The sequence below is a fragment of the Mycobacteroides sp. CBMA 271 genome (assembly GCF_009729205.1).
In the GTDB taxonomy this organism is placed as follows: domain Bacteria; phylum Actinomycetota; class Actinomycetes; order Mycobacteriales; family Mycobacteriaceae; genus Mycobacterium.
In genome coordinates this window covers 29,234-51,084 of the sequence record NZ_VTHB01000005.1, presented here as the reverse complement: position 1 = coordinate 51,084, position 21,851 = coordinate 29,234, and the positions used below count along the sequence as shown (strand labels likewise).

The 21,851-nt window shown below is 64.2% G+C and carries 18 protein-coding genes; 6 read left to right on the top strand and 12 right to left on the bottom strand.

Annotated features, from left to right (window positions below):
* From FZI91_RS24230 to lspA, 4 genes are read right to left on the bottom strand one after another with little or no spacing between them, the layout of a single operon-like run.
* Window positions 1-1,116: an FAD-dependent monooxygenase gene (locus FZI91_RS24230; protein ID WP_155939628.1), complete on the bottom strand. Its 1,116-nt coding sequence runs from the start codon at window positions 1,114-1,116 to the stop codon at window positions 1-3.
* 55 nt (window positions 1,117-1,171) lie between these two features.
* The gene (rarD, locus tag FZI91_RS13995) at window positions 1,172-2,083 is read right to left on the bottom strand and encodes an EamA family transporter RarD (RefSeq protein WP_155939627.1); all 912 of its coding nucleotides are present in this window, start codon (window positions 2,081-2,083) and stop codon (window positions 1,172-1,174) included.
* A complete protein-coding gene (locus FZI91_RS13990; RefSeq protein ID WP_155939626.1) occupies window positions 2,080-2,997 on the bottom strand; it encodes an RluA family pseudouridine synthase in 918 nt (305 codons plus the stop codon). The genes rarD and FZI91_RS13990 overlap by 4 nt, the downstream gene beginning before the upstream one ends.
* Window positions 2,994-3,632, bottom strand: a complete 639-nt coding sequence (gene lspA, locus FZI91_RS13985; RefSeq protein ID WP_155939625.1) for a signal peptidase II — start codon at window positions 3,630-3,632, stop codon at window positions 2,994-2,996. Before lspA ends, FZI91_RS13990 begins: the two co-directional genes overlap by 4 nt.
* 38 nt (window positions 3,633-3,670) lie before the next feature.
* Here lspA and FZI91_RS13980 point away from each other — a divergent pair, with 38 nt between their 5' ends.
* Window positions 3,671-4,615 (top strand): asparaginase, encoded by a 945-nt coding sequence (locus FZI91_RS13980; protein WP_155939624.1) that lies wholly within the window; start codon window positions 3,671-3,673, stop codon window positions 4,613-4,615.
* Here FZI91_RS13980 and FZI91_RS13975 read toward each other — a convergent pair.
* The gene (locus FZI91_RS13975; protein WP_309224168.1) at window positions 4,580-5,944 is read right to left on the bottom strand and encodes a DNA polymerase IV; all 1,365 of its coding nucleotides are present in this window, start codon (window positions 5,942-5,944) and stop codon (window positions 4,580-4,582) included. The genes FZI91_RS13980 and FZI91_RS13975 overlap by 36 nt on opposite strands.
* Window positions 5,945-5,988: 44 nt before the next feature.
* Here FZI91_RS13975 and FZI91_RS13970 point away from each other — a divergent pair, with 44 nt between their 5' ends.
* The gene (locus FZI91_RS13970) at window positions 5,989-6,639 is read left to right on the top strand and encodes a sensor domain-containing protein (RefSeq protein WP_155939622.1); all 651 of its coding nucleotides are present in this window, start codon (window positions 5,989-5,991) and stop codon (window positions 6,637-6,639) included.
* A gap of 84 nt (window positions 6,640-6,723) precedes the next feature.
* Window positions 6,724-7,293 carry a class I SAM-dependent methyltransferase gene (locus tag FZI91_RS13965; protein ID WP_203448858.1) on the top strand — a complete coding sequence of 190 codons (570 nt, stop codon included), beginning with the start codon at window positions 6,724-6,726 and terminating at the stop codon, window positions 7,291-7,293.
* On the opposite strand, the gene ileS is transcribed toward FZI91_RS13965, so the two are convergent.
* Window positions 7,290-10,490 carry an isoleucine--tRNA ligase gene (gene ileS, locus FZI91_RS13960; protein ID WP_155939621.1) on the bottom strand — a complete coding sequence of 1,067 codons (3,201 nt, stop codon included), beginning with the start codon at window positions 10,488-10,490 and terminating at the stop codon, window positions 7,290-7,292. The genes FZI91_RS13965 and ileS overlap by 4 nt on opposite strands.
* 775 nt (window positions 10,491-11,265) lie before the next feature.
* On the opposite strand from ileS, the gene FZI91_RS13955 reads away from it, so the two are divergent.
* A complete protein-coding gene (locus FZI91_RS13955; protein ID WP_155939620.1) occupies window positions 11,266-11,808 on the top strand; it encodes a hypothetical protein in 543 nt (180 codons plus the stop codon).
* Here FZI91_RS13955 and FZI91_RS13950 read toward each other — a convergent pair.
* The gene (locus FZI91_RS13950) at window positions 11,805-13,025 is read right to left on the bottom strand and encodes an MFS transporter (RefSeq protein ID WP_375234382.1); all 1,221 of its coding nucleotides are present in this window, start codon (window positions 13,023-13,025) and stop codon (window positions 11,805-11,807) included. The two genes, FZI91_RS13955 and FZI91_RS13950, sit on opposite strands and share 4 nt — an antisense overlap.
* Window positions 13,026-13,121: 96 nt before the next feature.
* On the opposite strand from FZI91_RS13950, the gene FZI91_RS13945 reads away from it, so the two are divergent.
* Together FZI91_RS13945 and FZI91_RS13940 are read left to right on the top strand one after the other, a co-directional pair.
* The gene (locus tag FZI91_RS13945) at window positions 13,122-13,994 is read left to right on the top strand and encodes a LysR substrate-binding domain-containing protein (RefSeq protein WP_155939618.1); all 873 of its coding nucleotides are present in this window, start codon (window positions 13,122-13,124) and stop codon (window positions 13,992-13,994) included.
* 15 nt (window positions 13,995-14,009) lie between these two features.
* Complete coding sequence (locus FZI91_RS13940; RefSeq protein ID WP_155939617.1) at window positions 14,010-15,050, top strand: putative nucleotidyltransferase substrate binding domain-containing protein; 1,041 nt, start codon at window positions 14,010-14,012, stop codon at window positions 15,048-15,050.
* On the opposite strand, the gene FZI91_RS13935 is transcribed toward FZI91_RS13940, so the two are convergent.
* From FZI91_RS13935 to mutA, 5 genes are all read right to left on the bottom strand, one after another.
* Entirely contained in the window at window positions 15,039-15,587 is a 549-nt protein-coding gene (locus tag FZI91_RS13935) for an exonuclease domain-containing protein (RefSeq protein ID WP_155939616.1), read from the bottom strand. The genes FZI91_RS13940 and FZI91_RS13935 overlap by 12 nt on opposite strands.
* Window positions 15,588-15,676: 89 nt before the next feature.
* The gene (locus FZI91_RS24225; RefSeq protein WP_313884534.1) at window positions 15,677-15,970 is read right to left on the bottom strand and encodes a DUF559 domain-containing protein; all 294 of its coding nucleotides are present in this window, start codon (window positions 15,968-15,970) and stop codon (window positions 15,677-15,679) included.
* A 711-nt stretch (window positions 15,971-16,681) separates the two neighbouring features.
* Window positions 16,682-17,641 carry a methylmalonyl Co-A mutase-associated GTPase MeaB gene (gene meaB, locus FZI91_RS13925; RefSeq protein WP_155939614.1) on the bottom strand — a complete coding sequence of 320 codons (960 nt, stop codon included), beginning with the start codon at window positions 17,639-17,641 and terminating at the stop codon, window positions 16,682-16,684.
* Window positions 17,642-19,921, bottom strand: a complete 2,280-nt coding sequence (scpA, locus tag FZI91_RS13920) for a methylmalonyl-CoA mutase (RefSeq protein ID WP_155939613.1) — start codon at window positions 19,919-19,921, stop codon at window positions 17,642-17,644.
* A gap of 1 nt (window position 19,922) precedes the next feature.
* Window positions 19,923-21,776 (bottom strand): methylmalonyl-CoA mutase small subunit, encoded by a 1,854-nt coding sequence (mutA, locus tag FZI91_RS13915; protein ID WP_309224169.1) that lies wholly within the window; start codon window positions 21,774-21,776, stop codon window positions 19,923-19,925.
* Window positions 21,777-21,851 lie beyond the last annotated feature (75 nt).

The window sequence follows — 21,851 nt, the reverse complement described above, 5'->3', positions numbered from 1 at the left end:
TCAAATCCGGAACTCGTCGACAAGACCGGGAAACGGCGGGGGCATCCATTCCAGAACTGAGTCCATCTGCCGCAGCGACACGCCCCGCGTGCCACGCATCGTGAGGTTGCGCAGCGGGGTGAGCACCGGGCTGGACACCAGGCCCAGTGCACCGAGCCTGCGTGAATCACGGGCGATCCGCTGTGTCCGGCGACGACGCAATGCGTCGTACGCCCGGAGGTCCGGGCACACGCGCGCGAGCGTGATGGCATCCTCCAATGCCTGACAAGCTCCTTGGCCGATGTTCGGCGTCATCGCATGCGCCGCATCGCCCAATAGTGCGACCTTGCCCTTCGCGAAGGTCCTCAGATTTGGCAGATCATGACTGTCATGCTGCAAAACTCCTTCCGGGCCAACCGAATCGAGCAAAAACGACACGGGATCCGGGAATTGCCTGAAGGGATCCAGACCCAAGTCGGGATTGCCGGGCTCGGTGGGCTGGAACCCGTAGCAGTAGGCACGTCCACCGGACATCGGGAAATAGCCGAAGCGCGCCCTATCTCCCCACCGCTCCAACTGTGACCTCGGCTGCTTGTCGCCGAGTGGGACGGTGACGAATCGCGTGATCGAGTACCCGTTGTACCGCGGCGGTTTAGCTTCCGGCCATAGCGCATTTCGCGTGACGCTGTTGAGCCCGTCCGCGCCGATAACGAGGTCGAAGGCGTGGTGCTCACCGTCCACTTCGAGGACGCCGTCGAGACTGACGCCGGTCACCTTGGTCCCCAACTCCACCTTCTCGGATGCGACGGCCTGGGCCAGGATTCCGACCAGCTCCTTGCGATGTACCACGCACGTGTCACCGAAGTTTTCGAAGTAGCGCGCGCCGGGATCGAAGAGTCGCTGCCCGGTGTGGGTAAGGAACGCCCCGCTGCAGTGGTGGATTCCGTGCGCACGCACCTCGGCGCCCAGCCCCAGTGCATCGAGCACACGCATGGCGTTGGGCCACACGCTGATTCCGCAACCGACCTCGGTGAACTTGTCCCGCTGCTCGAAGAGTGTCACATCATGACCCACCTGCGACAGGCTGATCGTCGCGGCGAGCCCGCCCAGCCCTCCTCCGATGACCGCAATGCGCACACACCGACGCTAGCCCGCCGTGGTGGCGTTCCGCCCCGACGATCCTCGGGGTGTGTCAGGTCGCGGCGAGCTGCATCCGGCGGGCCCGCGTGACCGTGTCGACCGTAAAGATCGCCAGCGCCACCCAGATCAAGGCGAAGCCCGCCCACCGCTCCGGCGGCATCGCCTCATGCTTGACCAGCACACCCCACAGCATCTGCAGCGTCGGCGTCAGATACTGCAGCAGCCCCAGCGTAACCAGCGGGATACGTTGTGCGGCAATACCAAACAGCAGTAGCGGTAGTGCCGTCACCACACCGCTGACGACCATCAGCGCGGTGTGACCATGCGTGTAGCCGAAAAAGTGCTGCTGACCGGCGATCCCGAGGAACGCCAGGAAGGCAATCGCGAACGGTGCCGCGACAATCCCCTCGGCAGTCAGGCTCACGCGGGGGTCAACGGTCACCGTCTTCTTAATGGCACCGTATCCGGCGAACGAGACTGCCAGTATCAGCGTGATCACCGGGAGCCGCCCATAGTTGACGGTGAGCACTGCCACCGCCGTGAACGCCAGCACGAGTGCCAATAGCTGCCAACGGCTCAGTGGTTCACGGAAAATCAGCACACCCAGCAGCACCGTGACCAATGGATTGATGAAGTACCCGAGCGCGGCGTCAAGCACATGCCCGGAGTTGACGGCGTAGATGTAGACACCCCAGTTGAGGGCGATCAGCACCGAGGCGCAGACGAGCAGGCCCCAGTTTCGCGCGCCCATGGTGATGAGGTCTCGCAGCCGCCGGGAGATGGCGACCACGACTAGCATCAGCAGCAGCGTCCACACCATCCGATGCGCCAAGATCTCCAGTGCGCTGGCCGGCTCCAGCAGCGGGAAGAACGCCGGGAACATCCCCCACATCAGATACGCGCCGGCGCCGAACAGATACCCGGACTTCAGATTCTGCGCGGAAGCCGGAACGGCCCCACTCATCGCAGAACGTCGAGCGCGTGCGCTAGATCCTCGGGGTACTCACTGGTGATTTCTATCCAACGACCATCTCCCGGATGGGCGAAGGCTAGCGATTTGGCGTGCAGCCATTGACGTTCCAGCCCAAGCTTGGCTGCCAGGGTCGGGTCGGCCCCATAGGTGAGGTCGCCGCAGCAGGGATGTTTGATCGCCGAGAAGTGCACCCGGATCTGGTGTGTGCGGCCGGTTTCCAGATGGATGTCCAGCAGGCTGGCCGACACGAACGCCTCAAGGGTGTCGTAATGGGTGATGGAATGACGTCCGTCTTCGACCACGGCGAATTTCCAGTCATGCCCGCGGTGCCGACCGATGGGCGCGTCTATGGTGCCGCTGGATGGGTCCGGATGTCCTTGTACAAGAGCGTGATAACGCTTTTCCACGCGGCGGTACTTGAAGGCCCGTTTGAGTTCCGTGTACGCCTTCTCGGACAGTGCTACCACCATCACCCCGGAGGTTCCGGCGTCGAGACGATGCACGATGCCCTTGCGTTCCGGCACACCGGAGGTGGTCATGCGGAACCCCGCGGCAGCCAGCCCGCCGAGCACGGTGGGACCGGTCCAACCCACTGAGGCATGGGCCGCGACGCCCGCCGGCTTGTCGACGGCGACGAGGTCGTCATCGGCGTAGAGGATCTTCATGCCCTCGATGGCCTCGACTCGATTCTCCGGCGGCGCCTTGGGTTCTGGGAGGGTGACTTCTAGCCAGGTACCCGCGGTGAGTTTCTCGGATTTCGCGACGACGACTCCGTCCAGGAGCACGGCGCCGTCCTCGGCCAGCGTTGCCGCCGCAGTGCGCGACAATCCGAGCAGGCGGGCCAGCCCGGCATCTACGCGCAGGCCGGCGAGGCCGTCAGGCACCGGCAGGGAACGTGAGGTCATGTCGGCTTGGTCTGCGAAGTCTGCGCGTCGGCGCTCTCGGTGTCCTCTACGTCGCTCTCGGAGGACTCTGGGCTGAACTCCGTGCTCTGCTGATTGTCCTGGTCCTCGGCCGTCCGGCGCTCCGAGCTGTCGTAGTCGTAGCCGAACAGCGACAGCGCCACCAGCAGGATCGCCCCACCCACTACCGCGGGGTCGGCGATGTTGAAGACCGGCCACCATCCCACCGACAGGAAATCCACCACATGACCGCGCAGCGGTCCAGGGCCGCGAAAAAACCTGTCGACCAGATTGCCCAGCGCGCCGCCGAGGATCATGCCCAAGCCAAGTGCCCACCACGTCGAGACCAACCTGCGACCGATGATCAGGATGCCCACTACCACCGACATGGCGATGAGGGTCAGGACCCAGGTGTAGCCGGTGGCGAAGGAGAACGCGGCACCTGAGTTGCGCACCAGTGTCCAGGTGACGGTGTCGCCGATGATGGGGACGGGTTTGCCGGGCTGCAGCAGCTTGACGGCCAGTACCTTGCTGACGATGTCGAGCGCGAGTACCACGGCTGCCACGATGAGCAGCAGTTTTATCCGCCGCTGGGGCTTCGGGGCGGTCTCGGGCTCGTCACTCACATCACCCATCATCCCTTACTCGGCGGGGCGCTTCGCGCAGCGCGTCTGCGATGATCGCGGACGTGACCCTCGTGCTACTCACCACCGGCGGAACCATCGCGACCGCGGTGGGCGCTGACGGCATCGCCCGTCACACCAGCTCTGGGGGCGACCTGCTTACGGCATCCGGAAACGGCGATGTCGTGGTCGACGACCTGATGGCGGTCGACAGCTCGGAAATGACACCGCAGCGCTGGCAGCAGATCTCCGCATCGATCCGTGGCCATGTCGCGGACGGCGCCACCGGGATCGTGATCGCGCACGGCACCGACACCATGGAAGAGACGGCGCTCTGGCTCGCGCTGACGTGTGCGGTTCCGGTGCCGGTCGTGCTCACCGGGGCACAACGCAGTGGGGATCGTCCGGATTCCGATGGCCCCGGCAATCTGCGCGATGCGCTGACTGTGGCCGCCAGCGGCGGCGCCCTTGGTGTGGTGGTGTGCTTCTCCGGGCAGGTTTACCCGGCGGCAGGGGTCCGCAAGATGGACCTCGTGGCGGCGGCGGGTTTCGCCGGTGTCGCGCCCATCGGACAGGTGTGTGGCGGCGTCTTCACGCACAGCGGCGAGGCATCCTCGGCATTTCTCGGCACGGTGACCCACACGGCGCTTCCGCGCGTCGACGTCGTGAGCCTGTATCCGGGCGCCGATGCTGTGGGGCTCGACTCATACGTGCGGGCCGGGGCGCACGGGCTAGTGGTGGAATCCATGGGGGCCGGCAACACCAATGACGCTGTCATTGAATCGGTTTCGCGACACATCGAGGCTGGTATTCGGGTGCTCGTGACCACCCGGGTGCCCAATGGAGCACTTAGGCCGGGCTACGCGCCGGGACAGAAGTTGGTAGACGCCGGCGCTGTCATGGTGCCTAGACTTCGTTCCGCGCAGGCGCGTGTGTTGCTGATGGCGGCGTTGGCCACCGGATCAGATCTCATCTCCGTCGTCGAGCGACTCGGCTGACTCCTCGGGCCAGTCCAGGCTCGCTATCGGGTCGGCGCGAGTGATGCCCGGGTCGTCGACGGCGAAGGTGCGCGCGATTCCCGGTCCGCTGCTTCGCGTTTCAAACCTGACAGTCATAACGCCGTGACCAGTGCCCTGGATCCACCCGTGGCCGAGGTCGGGATAGGCGACGTCATCACCGACATGCCAGTTGGTGGTGGGCGCAGGCTCGGCGGCGGCCGGAGCCTCGTCGGAGTGGGCGACGGATTCTGTCTGATCCAGATCGGGAAACATCGAAGTCTGTTGAACGTCGGAAAAGCCGGAGAACCCCACGCCGACAAGCCGAATGGGGCCGATCTCGATCGGGTCGAGCAGCAGCCGCCGGGCGGCCGACATCAGCACGGCACGCTCCGTGGTGGCATAGGGCAATGTCGCCGATCTGGTCAGGATGCTCATGTCCGAGCGCCGCAGCTTCACAGTGACGGTGCGCACGCCGCGGCCATGCTTGACGAGCCGTCGATGGGCGTGCGCGCCAATCGGTTCGATGGCCTCGCGAAGTTGGTCGATAGTCGTGAGGTCGTCGGCGAAGGTGGATTCTGCGCTGATCTGTTTGGTTTCGGCACGTTCGGCCACCGGCCGCTCATCGATGCCACGCGCGAGCTGATGCAGGGCCGGCCCGATCGTGGCCCCCAGCACGGAGGCGACCTCACTGGTCTGTAAGGCCGCAAGTTGACCAATGGTGTTAATTCCCAGCCGATTCAGCCGTTCTTCGGCCACCGGTCCTATCCCCCACAGTTTACGCACCGGGAGTTCGTCGAGCATCTCACGTTCCGCATCGGGCGCGATGATGCGCACCCCGTCCGGTTTGGCCAGTCCCGAAGCGATCTTGGCGATCTGTTTCCCGGAGCCCGCCCCCACGGATGCGGTGAGCCCGGTCTCGGCGAGCACCCGCGCGCGCAGCTGGGCGACGTATTCGATGACCGAGGCCGCCTCAGCCCCGACTAATTCAGCAGGCTCACCGAATGCCTCGTCAAACGACAACTGCTCAAGCACCGGGATCATCTCGCGGACGGTGGCGAAGACCCGTCGGCTGGCGACACCGTAGACCGCGCCACGCGGCGGTAAGACGACAGCGCTAAGCCCGACCAGGCGGCGGGCCTGATGCATGGGCATGGCCGAGCGGGCGCCGAACACCCGGGACTCATAGCTCGCGCCGGCCACCACGCCGCGACCGCCGGCGCCGCCGACGAGCACCGGACGACCACGCAGGGTTGGCCGGGTCAGCTGCTCGACGGAGGCGAAGAAGGCGTCCATGTCGAGGTGCAGAACCCATCGACCGGCAGCACACACGGCACTCATCGTATTGCCGCGGGCCGACAGCTAACATCGGAGACATGAAACACGCGGGGGCTGCCCTGTTGGCGGTAGTTATGGCAATCATGCTGGCGACTCCAGCAGGGGCAACATCACCGGAAGCGATATCGAAGATCTTCCTGTCCACGGACGAGACAGCCACATTGCTCAATGCGCCGTTGACTTTGGAGACACCATTCGACAGTCCGTACCAAGACTTCAACATCGACGTTGCTGCCTGCCATGACGCGGTGGATATCGGCTTGCCATCGGTGTTTGAGACCGCCTCCCTGCAGGCCTTTCACATCTCACTGATGCGCGATGTCCCGGTGAACGGGCGGTACTTCATCAAGCAGGCGGCTGGGATCTTTGCGGACGCTGCCGCTGCTAAGGCGGTATTCACTGGTCTGGGCGGGGCGCTTGCGGCGTGCTACCGGACACCCGGTGCGGTAGAGATGACCTTCCCGGGCGGCGGCGCCCCCGAGCACTGGCGATTCCAGGATCTCGCCGGCGGCGGCACCGATCGGCTGACCTGGCGGAAGAAGGAAACCGTCGATATCGGCTGGGAATGCACCTTCGGCGCACAGCTCAAGGGCAATGTGGTGCTGCAGGCCAAGACATGCGAGTACTCGTATCCGGGCGCGCACAGCACCGCGCTGTTGAACGCGATGCTCGCGCGCACGCCGAGCTAGTGCGGCGGCCGTTTTGTCCGAACCGCGACAACCTTTGGCCAAATACGGATACCCAGCCTGAATCCTTGTCCCTAGCCTGGTGACATGGCAATGAATCTGGTGCATCGCTGGTGCTGTAGCTCAGAGTTGTGGGCGCGCAAGACCGAGAAGCAGCTCCTCCCATGGGCGTTACAGGGAGTTGAGCTCGGCGAAGACGCTCTGGAGATCGGACCCGGTTACGGCGCGAATCTGCGCGTACTCACCGACCGAACCCCACAGCTGACGGCCGTCGAGATCGACGAGACCATGGCTTCACGCCTGCAGCGGCTCTACGCCGACAGGGCGACGGTCATCCAGGGTGACGGCACCCAACTAGGGTTCGACAACAACCGGTTCAGCTCCGTGGTCTGCTTCACCATGCTGCATCACGTGCCGACACCGGATCTGCAGGATGCCCTGTTCGCGCAGGCGCATCGCGTGCTGGCACCGGGCGGTATTTTCGCGGGCAGCGACGGCGTGCATTCGACCATGTTCCGGCTGCTGCACATCGGCGACACCTACAACCCGATGCCGACATCGTCATTCCCGGATCGGTTGCGGGCCGCGGGATTCACCGACATTGAGCACCACGCGGAGGGCGGCAATCAACGCTGGCGCGCCGTGAAGGCTGCCTAGCCACCCGCCTTCGTCAAGGACACCCGGACCCCGTCGCCGATTTCGGTGGCGGGGTCTGTGGCTTCGCCGATTTCCAGTGTCGTGGCCAGGATTTCGCCGGCGATCAGCTCACGATGACGTTCGGCCCACGTGCGACGCTCCGCGGGCACGTCGAGCACTACTTGGATCCGATCGGACACCTCAAGGCCCGTCGACTTGCGTAGGTCCTGAAGCTCGCGGATCAGATCACGTGCCCAACCCTCGGCTTCGAGTTCCTCAGTGACGGTGTCGTCGAGGATGACCAGCCCGCCGCCCTCAGGTAGCGCCGCCGTCGAATCCGGTTCAGCTGCGACCAGTTTCGAGTCGAACTCGCCCTCCTGGAGGGTGATGCCCGCGGCGGTGACGGTGCCGTCGGCGTTCTGCTCCCAGTCGCCGGACTTCACCGCACGAATGACCGTCTGCACGTCCTTGCCCAGTCGCGGACCGGCGGCACGCGCGTTCACGGTCAATTCGAACTTGCCGTAGGCGGCAATATCATCGGTCAGTTCAACGGATTTCACGTTGAGCTCATCGGCGATCAGTGCAGTGTAGGGCTCCAACCGTTTCGGATCGGGCACCGCCACCGTCAACTTGCGCAGCGGCAAGCGCACCCGCAGTTTCTTGGCCTTGCGCAAAGAGGACCCGGTGGAGGCCACCTTTCTCACCTCGTCCATGGCGGCCACCAAATCGGGATCGGCGGGCAGCGCGCCCTCGGCGACCCAGTCGGTCAGGTGCACCGACCGCTCCCCCGTCAGTCCGCGCCAGATGACCTCGGTGGTCAACGGAAGCAGCGGCGCAGCCAGCCGGCACGTCGTCTCCAGCACGGTGTGCAGGGTGTCGATGGCATCCGTGTCCTCTTCCCAGAACCTCGAACGTGACCGCCTCACATACCAATTGGTGAGTGCATCGGTGAATTGCCGCAGCTGCTCACACGCCACCGAGACGTCGCAGTCGTCCATGGACTTGGTGAGGTCATCGCGCAACTGTGCCAACTTGGCCAGGATGTACCTGTCCAGCACCTGCGTCGAATCGGTGCGCCAGGTGCCCGCCTTGGGCGCATACAGCTGCAGGAAGCTCCATGCGTTCCACAGCGGCAGGAGGACTTGCCGCACGCCTTCACGGATGCCCTGTTCGGTGACGATCAGGTTGCCGCCACGCAAGATCGGTGAGGCCATGAGGAACCATCGCATCGCATCGGAGCCGTCGCGGTCGAACACCTCGTTGACGTCCGGGTAATTGCGCAGCGATTTACTCATCTTCTGGCCGTCATCGCCTAGCACGATGCCGTGTGACACACAGGTTCTGAACGCGGGCCGATCGAAGATCGCGGTGGCCAGCACGTGCATCACGTAGAACCAGCCGCGGGTCTGCCCGATGTACTCCACGATGAAGTCGGCCGGGAAGTGGCGGGCGACCTGCTTGTCAGGGTCGGCGGATTCGACTCCGTCGAACCAATCGGCGTTCTCGAACGGGTAGTGCACCTGTGCGTAAGGCATTGAGCCCGAATCGAACCAGACATCGAAGATGTCGGGGATGCGACGCATGGTGGACTTGCCGGTCGGATCGTCCGGGTTCTGCCGGGTCAGCTCGTCGATGTACGGCCGATGCAGGTTCGTCGGACGAACCCCGAAGTCGCGTTCCAGCTCGTCCAGACTGCCGTAGACATCGATGCGCGGGTAGGCCGGGTCGTCCGACTTCCACACCGGAATGGGGCTGCCCCAGTAGCGGTTTCGTGATACCGACCAGTCGCGCGCGCCTTCCAGCCATTTGCCGAATTGGCCGTGCTTGACGTGCTCCGGATACCAGGTGATCTCCTCATTGAGCTCAACCATCCGGTCCCGGAAATCGGTCACCTTGATGAACCAGGAGGACACCGCCCGGTAGATCAACGGGTTTCGGCAGCGCCAGCAGTGCGGGTATGAGTGGTCATACGTCTCGTGACGCAGCAGGACAGCACCGTTGGCGGCAGCAGAACCGGTGCCGTTCTTGAGGTCCTTGATGATCTGCGCGTTGGCGTCGAAGACCTGCTGGCCCTCGTAATCGGGCACGGTCGCATCGAAGCGCCCCTTGGAGTCGACAGGGGTTACCGGAGTGATACCGGCCTTGTCGGTGACGTTCTTGTCCTCTTCACCGTAGGCGGGCGCCATGTGCACGACGCCGGTTCCGTCCTCGGTGGTGACGTAATCGGCGGGCAGTACCGTGAAGGCATTCGGCGAGGCGTCCTGCTGAAAGTACGGGAACGGGGGCACGTAACGCAGGCCCAGTAGATCCTCACCCGTGTAGGTGTCCAGGACCGTGGGCTCTTCGCCGATCTCGCGGGCGTACGCGCCAACCCTGGCCTGCGCCAACAGGTAACGATCCTCTGAACCCTCAGGCTTGACGACGACGTAAGTCACCGCGGGGTTGACCGCGACGGCCAGGTTCGATGGCAGGGTCCAGGGCGTGGTGGTCCAGATCAGCAGGCGGGCACCGTCAAGACCCGCCCACCGGGTGTCCTCGTTGCCGGCGATGCGGTAGCCAACGGTGACGGCGGGGTCCTGACGACTCTGATACACATCGTCGTCCATGCGCAGCTCATGGTTGGACAACGGTGTTTCATCGCGCCAGCAGTACGGGAGCACGCGGTAGCCCTCGTATGCCAACCCCTTGTCCCACAACTGCTTAAACGCCCAGATGACCGATTCCATGAAGGTCGGGTCGAGCGTCTTGTAGTCATTGTCGAAGTCCACCCAGCGCGCCTGCCGGGTCACATACTCGCGCCATTCCTTGGTGTAGCGCAGCACCGATTCGCGGCAGGCGTCGTTGAATTCGGCAATGCCCATGGCGTCAATCTGCGACTTATCGGTGATGCCAAGCTGACGCTCTGCCTCCAGCTCGGCGGGCAATCCGTGGGTGTCCCAACCGAATCGGCGGTCTACCAGGTACCCGCGCATGGTCTGATAGCGCGGCACGATGTCCTTGACATACCCGGTAAGCAGGTGCCCGTAGTGCGGCAGACCGTTTGCGAATGGCGGGCCGTCGTAGAAGACGTATTCCGGGGAGCCCTCGCGGTTCGCGATGCTGGCGCGGAAGGTGTTGTCCCGATCCCAGTAGCTCAGCACCTGCTTTTCGAGCGCAGGAAGATTTGGAGATCCGCTGCGCTGATCGGCGCCTAGATCGGTGCGCGGGTACGCGTCCATCGATGTGTACTCCCTGTGCTCACTGGCACGGGGACGATGGGACGCCGTCGGCGTACCTCCGCGGTACCACCCCGCTTGCCCCTGCCGGGGCCGCTTGTAGGCGGCTGTGACGGGCCTACCCGTCCGGTTCTACTGGGCGTCCTTAGGAACTAAGAATGCTTTTCTTCCGGAGACTCCCCGGTGATGGCCGGATCGGTGTCTATGGTGGCAATTCTATTCGGGTGCGTTGATATGGCCAAACTGTTTGCTACAGTGACCCGAAAATCGAGGTATGGGGGCTCATATCATGTCATCTACAAGGTTCGTCGCGGGTCTCACGTGTGGACTGGTCGTTGGTGTTGGTATTTGCGCTGGGATTGTCGCCAAGAACAACCACCGCGTGGTCGATTTCCCTCGGTTCGCCGAGAACACCGACCCGTCCCTGTTCGTCGCGACCTACCCCACGCAGGACATCACTACACAGGCCGACCTGCCCCGCTGGACTGTACGTATCGAGAACGTCGAAAAACGCCCTAGCAGCAGAGGCAACTGGGCGTTTGAGACGGCCACTGCCGCCGCCTTTGTGACCTACCGCGGACCGGGCGTCACCCGAGGCAACACCGGTGATCTCATCCTCAAGCGGACGTATTCTCGACCATCTGGAAGTGGTTCGTGGGAGGCAACCAGTATTGACGGCACGTGCTCCGCAGAGGACCAGGCTGCACAGAGGCACTCGTTGCCCCCGGGCCAGGAGGTTCGAATACCGTTGTGCCTGTACGGAATCGACGGCAATGTCATGAGCGATCATCCCGTTGTTCCGCCCTATACATTCGATATGGCGATCTACGACCTGGGCGAAACTCCGAAATACGAGCCGTTCGGAGGCATCGGCACTGTCAACCAGGCCAACGTCGTCTCCTCCCCTGGCCTGAAAGAGCACCGGCTCCAGTGGGATTTCTTCAACGAGGCCGGCGTGATCGTTCCACCGACACAGCAGCATGAGCGCCCCTTCGGCGCCCTCGGTGTGCACTATCGGGGAGTGTTCATGGTCACGCGGCCCGCGGAACTGCCGACCGACCGCCAGCTCGTATTGGCGCCGAACGAATCCGGTTGGCCGGCCGGCGCCAGCATCGTGCCGTGCCCAGGACAACGATTGGTAATACCTATCGACCTCGACCTCTACGCCCAAATGGGATCGAGCGCGGAGACATCCGCATGTTTTAGAGAGCAAGGTGTCAGCGCCGAGCCAGACCTGCGGAAGGATCTCACGCGCTCCCATGTGAGTAGCTTTATGCTGCACACCGTTTCCCGCGTGATCTGGCGGATGTCCGGCCCTTAGGCATGCTTCCGGAACACCATCACCGTGGCCAGGACCAGCGCGAATGCCAAGAGAACACCGACGAAGGCCACCGTCAGCGACCATCCCCCGGACTGATAGGCCAGCCCACCCGCAGCGCCCGCCACCGAGCTGCCCAGGTAGTAGCTGAACAAATAGAGCGCCGACGCCTCAGCACGATCGCGCTGCGCGACGGCCCCGACCCAGCCGCTCGCGACAGTGTGGGCGGCGAAGAAACCTGCCGTAAAGATGCCAACACCGATGATCACCGCGATCAGCGAGTTCGGAATGGTCAGCGCCAGACCCACCGCCGTGACGGCGACGGCGCCGATCAGGACCAGTCCCCTGCCACGCCGGTCGGCCAACCGTCCGGCCGTCGCCGACGAGACCGTGCCGGCCAAATACAGCAGGAACAGCAGCCCAGCGATAGCCGTCGGCAGACCGAACGGCGGCGCGACGAGACGGTAACCAAGGTAGTTGTACACGGTGACGAATCCGCCCATGAGCAGGAATGCCAGCCCGAACATGATGAGCAGGACCGGGTTTCGCAGGTGCCTGCCAAGAACGCGGATCGTGGTGCCAACCCTGACGTGCTTGGGCACGAAGAATTGCGACCGCGGCAGCAGCATCGCGAAGAGCACCGTGCACACCAGTGTCATGACGCCGCTGCCCAATAGCGCGATCCGCCAATTGCTTAGGTCGAGCACCGAGGACGCCACCAGCCTCCCGGCCAGCCCGCCGACCGTCGTCCCGGCGACATACCTGCCCATCGCCGAGCCGAGCGAGCCCGGATGCACCTCTTCGGCTAGGAAGGCCATGGCCACCGCCGGAATCCCGGCGAGGGCAACGCCTTCCGCGGCACGGCCGATCAACAACACCGCGAACGTAGGGCTCGCGGGCAGCAGCAGCCCGATGATCGTCGTGGCTATCGCCGACACCAGCATGACCCGCGTGCGCCCGAACCGTTCGGAGAGCGCACTGGCCGGAATGATCGATAGCGCCAGCATTCCGGTGGTCACCGAGACGGTTAGCGCCGCTGCCGCGGGACTAACCCCCAAATCCTCCGAAAGCGCCGGCAGCACGGCCTGCGTGCCATAGAGGGCGGCGAAGGTGGCCAGCCCGGCCGCGAAGAGGGCTCCGGTAAGGCGCCGGTACCCGGCGGTTCCAGTCTCATGTGGCGTGGGAATCACACCGGACTCTGCGGGGGTGCTCGTCCTCATCGCCATAGAGGTGAATCCTGCCCCGACCGGTCATATCGCGGAAATGAGAATTTTGGCGCTCTATAATTCGCCTGACACATAAGTAGAGGTGGAAGCATGACGGATGGCGACTACGAGTGGTACATCACACTCGCCGAGCTGCAAAACGTCACCGCGGCCGCCGCCCAGCTCCGCCTCGCCCAACCCACACTCACCAGGATGTTGGCCCGCTTGGAACGGCGTCTCGACGTGCAACTGTTCGATCGACACGGCAAGCGGCTCGCGTTGAATCCCTTCGGCCGGATCTTCTATCAGCACGCCCGCCGGGCCCAGATGGAGCTCGACTCCGCGCGACGCGCCATCGCCGACCTCGCCAACCCCGCCGAGGGCGAGATCAGGCTCGGATTCCTGCATACCTTCGGCCCCACGCTGGTGGCCGGCTTGATCGCAAGCTTCGCCGAGACGTCACCGCATGTGCGGTTCGTCCTGGAGCAGGGCGCCGCGGGCAGCCTCGATGACCTCGTGGCGAACGGCGATCTTGACGTTGCGATCGTCTCCCCCCGCCCTCGTCGCCCGAACCTCAGTTGGCGCAATCTCTTCCGACAGCGTCTTGGCGTCGCCGTACCCATTGACCATCGACTCGCAAGCGCCGAAGAGGTGACCATGTTCGACCTCGCCGATGAGTCCTTCGTGGGTATGCATCCGGGGTTCGGAATGCGCCGCATACTCGAAGAGCTTTGCGCTGCAGCGCAATTCCAGCCGAATATCGTTCTCGAATCAAGCAATCTCACGACATTGGCGGGTCTGGTCGCGGCCGGCCTCGGCATCACGGTGCTACCGGTTGACGGCAGCACCTACCCGCCAGAACTCAGGATGCTGCGCCTTGTCGACGCCGATGCCCACCGTGACGTCGGCATCATCTGGAGTTCCGGGCAATCGCTCTCGCGTCCGGTCCGCGATTTCATATCCCACGCTGTCGCGTCGACCTGAGTAACAATCATCCCCATGCCACCCGAGAACGGGATCGCCGAAGCCATTGCGCAGATCGACGCCGCCGCTGACGAAGCGGCGTTCTGCACGGCGGTAGGCGCTGCACGGATGATGATTGCCCTGGAGGTTCGGGCCCGCACACCCGAGCCGGCTCTTGCCGCCGCCTGGTCAGAGGCGTTACTGCACAGTGTCCGCACGGCGGCCCGGCTCGTCACCGACGGCGCGAATCCTGGCTGGAGCTGGTTCGTGTCGGGAAGCGTCGCGCGCGGCGAGGCGGCACCCGGCTCGGATATCGAGACACTGCTTGTCCTGGATGACGCCGTAGACGCTGACGGCAAGACCCGCATCATGGACAAGGCCGCCCAAGTCCATGCCATGCTCGAGCGCGGCGGCATCGGTAGCGATGCGAACGGGGTTCTGGCCAGCCGCGGCCGATTCTGCCGCAGGACCGCCAGCTGGTTCGACGGCATCGAGCGCTGGTGCGCCAACCCACCCGAAGACCGCGGAGTGGTGATGGCGGGGCTGATGGCCGACGCCCAGGGCGTGGGCACGAGTTCATCGGTGTCGGACAACGTCCTTCGTGCCGAGAATGCCCGCTGCGCGCTCCAGCACTACCCCATTCGTTTGGCCATGCTCCAGGATGCCGTGGCGGTACGTGCCGGATTCCCCTCGCGGCTAAGGATTTTCGCTACACAATCCGACACCGTCGACCTCAAGATCGCGGCGATCGACCCTCTGGTCAAGATCGCACGCTGGGGAGCGCTGTCGGCTGGCTCGGATGCACTCGCGACGCTGGACCGTCTCGATGCAGCCGCCGCAGCCAAGGTTCTCGATGCCGATGATGCCTCGACACTGCGGGATTGCTTCGGCTGGCTACTGCGATTCCGGTGGCGGTCGCGCGCTACGGCATGGCAGGACGGACAGCACCTATCCGATACGGTCTCGCTGTCGGCCTTGGCCCCGCAGGAACGTGCGGTGCTGCGCACCATCGCTCGTGAAATAGCGGGGATCCGACGCAAGCTGATCTATTTGTCGTCGACATCCTCATTCAGATAAGCGGTCATACCAGCGCATCGCCCAGCGAGCGTCGCCGACCGCTGTATGGCGCTGGCCTGCGCTCGGAAGTTTCACGCCGAATTGCAATGACAGGTTGGAGTAATCGGCATCCGGCACCAACCCGCGCTCGCGAAGCCTTGTCGCGGTCATGGCGACAACATCAACGAGCGCCGGATTCCATGTCGGGCTGACTCCATGCGTCAGGAACATCTGCGTCAAACACTCCGCATCGAACTGAGGTATCACCCCGACAACGGTGGCTCCCGCGGTCCATTCCTCGACAAGCGAAACGGCATCAACGGCACGAAAGACGCGGGGAAACTGCAGTGGTCTCAGCCGAACTTGCGGATGGCGCTTGTGGAACCCGCTGATGTCAAGGCCAGCCGGATCGGCCGAGTCCAGATCTAAGTCCTGGACGTCCACACACAGGTGCAGCTGCCGTTGCCCGTCATCGGTCCGCCGGATAATTGCAATCTCCCACGGCTGACGTTCCCGGTGGAGCCCGGTGGTCTCGGTGTCGAGGAAGACGAGCGCCATAGAGACATCTTCGCGCGAGCGACACGTTATGTGCGCCAATACCGGCGTGTCTGCGTGCGCAACGCGACGCTCGCGTTCATGGCGGTGGGCTAGGCCGCTCGCTTGAGGTGCCAGGTCAGACGTGAAATTAGTGCTGTCGGGTTCCGACGAACATCATCGACGGTAATCGGCACAACCGTCCACCCGCATCGTTGCAGACCCGCGAATCGCGCTTTGTCCTTGCGCATCGCGGTCGCACCGACATGCCACTGGTCGCTGTCATACTCTGCGGCCAATCGAACAACGGGCCAAGCGAAGTCCACGCGCCAGCCACCGATCTCGTGCTGTAGCTCCGGTCGAGGCAGCCCGGCGTCTAAGATCACAAGCCGCGCTTCGCTTTCCATCGGCGATTCGGCTCGCTCATCAACCAATGGGAGCAGTTCACGAACCTGCGCGATCCCCCTTCGGCCCGCTTGCAGGCGCACAGCGCTTTCCAGGCTGAGCCTGCGACAATGTCGACTGCGCATAGAGGCATCCAAGGTGGCCAACGCCCGCGGTCGAGAAAGCCCTCTGGCCACCTCGATCGCCGTCCAAGCGGGCGCTGTCACTCGTCGGCCGGCCAACAATGTAGTCGGTGCGTCGTCCCGTCGATGTATGCACAAGCCGCTTTGGTCACGCAGCCGAGAAAGCTCAGGTTGCAGGACGTGAATATCCTCCGATCGCTCGGTATCGAAACCATATAGCGTCGCGGCAGTCGCCAGGCACGGCACGACCGGTCTACCCACCAACAGATCTAACCCTCGTAGCCGAAGCTGAGTTTCGGGAATCCCATCGGTGTATACGCCATGCCAGAGACGCTGCAGCGCACCGCATTCCACCAACTGCGCCAACACCCGCCTGGAGATGACAGTCAGCAGTTGTTGGTAGGTAACAACCCCCGACTGTTTTGCGAGCAATGCCGCCACCCCATCGTGCATGCCGCCAGGCTTACATGCCGAGGCCCTGCCGCCAAGAGCAAAGCCGCAGTTGTGGATAACAAGCGACCCATCAGCGACACGTTATGTGCGCCAATACCGGCGTGTCTGTGTGCGCAACGCGACGCTCACCGAGAGCATTCAGCCGGCGGCGTTGAGCAACCGCTCGGCGGCCAGCGCGGGTGTCAAGGCGCCCTCGCGCACCTGCTGCTCAATATCCGCCCGCACCGCCTTCACGTCGGGCGCATTCAGCACACGGTCCAAGACCGCATCGCGCACCATCGCCCACATCCAGTCCACCTGTTGGCGGCGACGCTTCGCCTCGAATTCACCCGCCTCGGTGAGCACCTCGCGATGCCGCAGCACGGTGTCCCACATCTCGTGTACCCCGTTGTTCTCCAGCGCACTCATCGTGAGAACCGGTGGGCGCCAGATGGTGTCGTGCGGATAGATCAGACGCAAGGCCCCCGACAGCTCGCGCGCGGCTTTCTGAGCCTCGATGGCGTGCTGACCATCGGCCTTGTTCACCACCACGATATCGGCGAGTTCCAGTACACCCTTTTTGATGCCCTGCAACTGATCTCCGGTGCGCGCCAATGTCAGGAACACAAATGTGTCAACCATGTTGGCGACGGTGACCTCGGACTGCCCCACGCCGACGGTCTCGATGAGGATGACGTCGAACCCGGCAGCCTCCAGCAGCACCACCGTCTCACGGGTCGCCCTGGCTACGCCGCCGAGCGTGCCGGAGGTGGGCGATGGTCGAATATAGGCATCGGGATGCACTGAGAGACGACCCATCCGGGTCTTGTCGCCCAGAATCGAGCCGCCGGTGCGGGTGGACGACGGGTCAACCGCAAGCACCGCCACCCGGTGCCCCTGTTCGATGAGGTACATACCGAGGGCCTCGATGGTGGTCGACTTCCCCACCCCTGGCACGCCCGTAATACCCACCCGCAGCGCATCTCCCGCATCGGGCGAGATTTCCAGCAGCAATTGCTGCGCTTGAGCACGGTGATCGGGACGCGTCGACTCCACCAGCGTGATGGCTCTCGCGAGCACCGAACGATCGCCCGAACGTATTGCGTTCCTCTGATCCATTTACGCGAGCTTGTAGCCGAGTCGTTCAGCCAGCTTGTGCAACAAGCCAATTGCAGCCTCTGAAATGACCGTGCCCGGCGGGAAGATAGCCGCGGCACCCGCTGCGTACAGCTCGTCGAAATCACCGGGAGGGATAACTCCGCCGACGACGATCATGATGTCGGGACGCCCCACCGCGGCCAACGCCTCGCGCAGCGCGGGCACCAACGTCAGGTGACCGGCAGCCAACGAGGACACCCCGACCACGTGCACGTCGTTATCGGCCGCCTGGCGGGCGACTTCCTCGGGGGTCTGGAACAACGGGCCCACGTCTACGTCGAAACCGATATCGGCGAAGGCCGTCGCGATCACCTTTTGTCCGCGGTCGTGCCCGTCCTGCCCCATCTTTGCGACCAGCACGCGGGGCCGGCGGCCATCGGCTTCGGCGAACTTCTGCACCAGCTCGGTCGCTTGAACGACGGCGCCGACCGGGCCATTCCGCCCCACCTCGTCCCGATACACCCCGCTGATGGTACGGATTTCGGCATGATGCCGCCCGTAGACGGTCTCTAGCGCATCGGAGATCTCCCCGACAGTGGCTTTGTGGCGGGCGGCGTTGATTGCCAACGCCATGAGGTTGTTGCCCAATCCGTCTTCCCCAGCGCGGCTGGAATCGGCTGCTGCACGGGTCAACTCGGCCAAAGCGGCCCGCACTGCGTCGTTGTCGCGCTCAGCGCGCAGCTGTTGCAGCTTGGCAAGCTGCTCGGCGCGCACGCGCGAGTTCTCGACCTTGAGAACCTCGATCTGCTGATCCTCGGGGACCTGGTACTTGTTGACGCCGATCACGGGCTGGCGGCCGGAGTCGATACGCGCCTGGGTACGCGCGGCGGCCTCTTCGATCCGCAGCTTCGGGATGCCCTGGTCGATGGCCTGCGCCATACCGCCGGCCTCGGTGACTTCCCGAATATGTTCGCGCGCACGCGAAGCAAGTTGATGAGTCAGCCATTCCACGTAGTACGAACCGCCCCACGGATCGATCGGGCGACAGGTGCCCGACTCCTGCTGGATGAGCAGCTGCGTGTTGCGGGCGATGCGCGCCGAGAAGTCGGTCGGAAGGGCCAACGCCTCATCGAGAGCATTGGTATGCAGCGACTGGGTGTGTCCCTGGGTCGCGGCCATCGCCTCGATACAGGTGCGCGCCACGTTGTTGAACACGTCCTGTGCGGTGAGCGACCAGCCCGAGGTCTGCGAATGCGTGCGCAAGGATTGGGATTTGGCGCTCTTCGGATCAAACTGCGCCACCAGCTCGCTCCACAGCAACCGCCCGGCGCGCAGCTTGGCAACCTCCATGAAGAAATTCATGCCGATCGCCCAGAAGAACGACAGACGCGGAGCGAACACGTCGATGTCCAGGCCGCCGCCCAGACCGGCCTTGATGTATTCGACACCGTCCGCGAGGGTGTATGCCAGCTCCAGATCGGCTGTGGCACCAGCCTCTTGGATGTGATACCCCGAGATCGAGATGGAGTTGAACTTCGGCATCTTGGCGCTGGTGAACGAGAAGATGTCCGAGATGATTCGCATCGACGGCTTCGGCGGATAGATGTAGGTGTTGCGGACCATGAACTCTTTGAGAATGTCGTTCTGGATGGTCCCTGCCAGCTGCTGGGGGCTGACGCCCTGTTCCTCGGCGGCCACCACGTAGAGCGCCAGGATCGGGAGCACCGCACCGTTCATGGTCATCGACACCGATACCGATCCCAGGTCGATGCCGTCAAACAGCTGACGCATATCGAGGATGGAATCGATGGCCACACCGGCCATTCCAACGTCGCCCTGCACGCGCGGATGATCCGAGTCGTATCCACGGTGGGTCGCCAGATCGAAGGCGACCGACAGCCCCTTCTGGCCCGAGGCAAGGTTGCGACGGTAGAACGCGTTTGATTCGGCGGCGGTGGAGAAGCCCGCGTACTGGCGGATGGTCCACGGCTGGTTGACGTACATCGTCGGGTACGGGCCGCGCAGGAACGGCACCCGCCCGGGGAAGCTATCCAACGGATACCCGTCCGCGCACACGGCTTCTCGATCGGCCGCCGTGTAGATCGGCTTGACGGTGATCGCCTCGGGCGTCTCCCAGTCGAGTTGCTCCGGCGTGTATCCGTGCGCGCCAGCCGCCTGGGCGATGGCTTGAGTCACGGCGTCCGCGTCCACGGCATCCGAGGCCGAGGACGCGCCCTCACCGTGTAACGGAACGTCAGCAAAACTGCCAAGAATGCCCTCGGATACCGATAGATCAGTCATGTCACGCCCCCAACTTGGTCAGCATGGCCGAAAGCACTTCGACAGCATTGATTTTCATGGTCAGGTAGCCATCCGGGCGCGAAGCCTCGGCGACCTCCGCGACGGCCTTTTCCGGCCCCGCGAGATAGACGTCGGTGACGCCGACTGCCCTCGCCGCATCGACGACGGCACCCGCTTCAGCGGCGTACCGGGCATCGGTCCCGCAGATCACGACGAGGCGCGCTCCGGCCTCGTTCACCGCACCCGCCACCGCACCGGCATCGAGAGTGCCGGGGTTGATGCTCTCAATTCCACCGGAAGCCAAGAGGTTCGATGCGAAGGTAGTCCGCACGTTGTGCTCGGCCAGCGGGCCAACCGGAATCAGCAGCGCGACGGGACGAGCGCCCGAGGACGCCAGGAATGCGTCGGAACGATCGCGCAGGTTCTCGAAGCCGGCAGAGTAGCGGTACCCGACGGCCGGGTTCGGCGGCAACGGCGCTTCGGCCAGGTTCGGGAACTCGTTCACACCCGTCACCGAGGTGCGCCGGTGCGCGATGTCATCGGTGCGCTGCGTACGGGTCGCGGCGATGCGTTCCTGGATCAGAGCGGCGGCCGACTCGAATCCGCCCGCACCCTCGATCTCGGTGAACAGCGACCACGCCTGCTGCGCAAGGGTTTCCGTGAGATCCTCGATGTACCAGGAGCCGCCGCCGGGGTCGAGCACCCGTCCCACATGGGACTCCTCGATGAGCAGCAGCTGGGTGTTCCTGGCGATCCGTGCGGAGAACGCCGGCGAGACCGAATCCAGTCCACCGGCGATGGCGTCATCGAATGGTCGCACCCGAACGCTGTCCGCCCCACCGACCCCGGCACCAAAGGCAGCCAGGGTGGTGCGCAGCATGTTCACCCACGGGTCACGTTGGGCCATCATCGGTTCGGAGGTCACCGCGTGCATGGCGGCGCCGCCGTCCTCCGGCGCACCCGCCACCTCGGCCACTCTGGCCCAAAGCACCCTCGCGGCACGGAATTTGGCGATCGACAGGAACTGGTCGTCGGTGGCGGCGAATCGGAAGCTGATCTGTCGCAATGCTTCTGCGATGCCTAGGCCCGCGTTCTGCAGCAGCCGCAGGTAGGCAACCCCGGCGGCCACCGTCACCGCGAGCTCCTGGCCATCGCTGGCACCCAGCTCGTGTGTGACCGTCCCGTCGACGGTGATGGCACGTACCTGCCCGGTCCGCGCGCTCGCGTGTCGGGCCAGTGCAACCGCTTCCTCGACCGATACACCCGAGCGTCCGGAGAACGAATCACCGAGCGGGTCGGCGCCGAGATCGACAATGACTCCGTCGGCATTACCGTCGTAGGCATCCAGCACCGCAAAGAGTGCCTCGGCCACGCCGGGCAGTTCGGCGCCGGATTCCACCTGGATGGGAGCCAGATCGAGATACACCCCTTGCAGCGCGCGGCCGATCGCCTCTGGCCGGAGACCTGCCAGGACGATGGCGCTGGTCCCCTGCCCCAGTGCGTCGAGAATGGCCTCGTTCACGAGGGCCGCGTCGGTGCCACCGAAATGCTCGGCGACCTTCCATCCGCTGGTCACATCGCGGCGGGGATCGCCACCACGGACAAACGGCCACTGTCCGGGCAGCGAGGGCTCGGGACGCTCATCCAGTGCCGTGTACAGCGGACGGATCGCGATTCCGTCGTATGTGGGTGAGTCGAGCAGACGCTCGGGGTCGGCGGGCAGCTCCTCGACTGCCTTACGCGTGGTCTTGGCCAACACCCCGGCGACATCCTTCTGCCACCGCGCGAAGTCACGCTGAATCTCGGGTACCTCAACAGTGCTGGATCCTCTTCGCGCAAGCGGCTCATCAGTCACCGAACTGTCTCCCTGCTGCTCGTCGCCGAGCCACATATATGGCACTCCATGCCGAAATGCCTATCACACTTACTC

Bases quoted from the DNA above. Each gene is read 5' to 3' on its own strand.
- meaB (WP_155939614.1), bottom strand. From the start codon at position 17,641: ATGGATCAGAGGAACGCAATACGTTCGGGCGATCGTTCGGTGCTCGCG.
- rarD (WP_155939627.1), bottom strand. From the start codon at position 2,083: ATGAGTGGGGCCGTTCCGGCTTCCGCGCAGAATCTGAAGTCCGGGTAT.
- FZI91_RS24225 (WP_313884534.1), bottom strand. From the start codon at position 15,970: ATGGAAAGCGAAGCGCGGCTTGTGATCTTAGACGCCGGGCTGCCTCGA.
- FZI91_RS13965 (WP_203448858.1), top strand. From the start codon at position 6,724: ATGGCAATGAATCTGGTGCATCGCTGGTGCTGTAGCTCAGAGTTGTGG.
- FZI91_RS13940 (WP_155939617.1), top strand. From the start codon at position 14,010: ATGCCACCCGAGAACGGGATCGCCGAAGCCATTGCGCAGATCGACGCC.
- FZI91_RS13970 (WP_155939622.1), top strand. From the start codon at position 5,989: ATGAAACACGCGGGGGCTGCCCTGTTGGCGGTAGTTATGGCAATCATG.
- FZI91_RS13980 (WP_155939624.1), top strand. From the start codon at position 3,671: ATGATCGCGGACGTGACCCTCGTGCTACTCACCACCGGCGGAACCATC.
- FZI91_RS13945 (WP_155939618.1), top strand. From the start codon at position 13,122: ATGACGGATGGCGACTACGAGTGGTACATCACACTCGCCGAGCTGCAA.
- FZI91_RS13935 (WP_155939616.1), bottom strand. From the start codon at position 15,587: ATGGCGCTCGTCTTCCTCGACACCGAGACCACCGGGCTCCACCGGGAA.
- ileS (WP_155939621.1), bottom strand. From the start codon at position 10,490: ATGGACGCGTACCCGCGCACCGATCTAGGCGCCGATCAGCGCAGCGGA.
- FZI91_RS13950 (WP_375234382.1), bottom strand. From the start codon at position 13,025: ATGAGGACGAGCACCCCCGCAGAGTCCGGTGTGATTCCCACGCCACAT.
- FZI91_RS13955 (WP_155939620.1), top strand. From the start codon at position 11,266: ATGAGCGATCATCCCGTTGTTCCGCCCTATACATTCGATATGGCGATC.
- scpA (WP_155939613.1), bottom strand. From the start codon at position 19,921: ATGACTGATCTATCGGTATCCGAGGGCATTCTTGGCAGTTTTGCTGAC.
- lspA (WP_155939625.1), bottom strand. From the start codon at position 3,632: ATGATGGGTGATGTGAGTGACGAGCCCGAGACCGCCCCGAAGCCCCAG.
- FZI91_RS13990 (WP_155939626.1), bottom strand. From the start codon at position 2,997: ATGACCTCACGTTCCCTGCCGGTGCCTGACGGCCTCGCCGGCCTGCGC.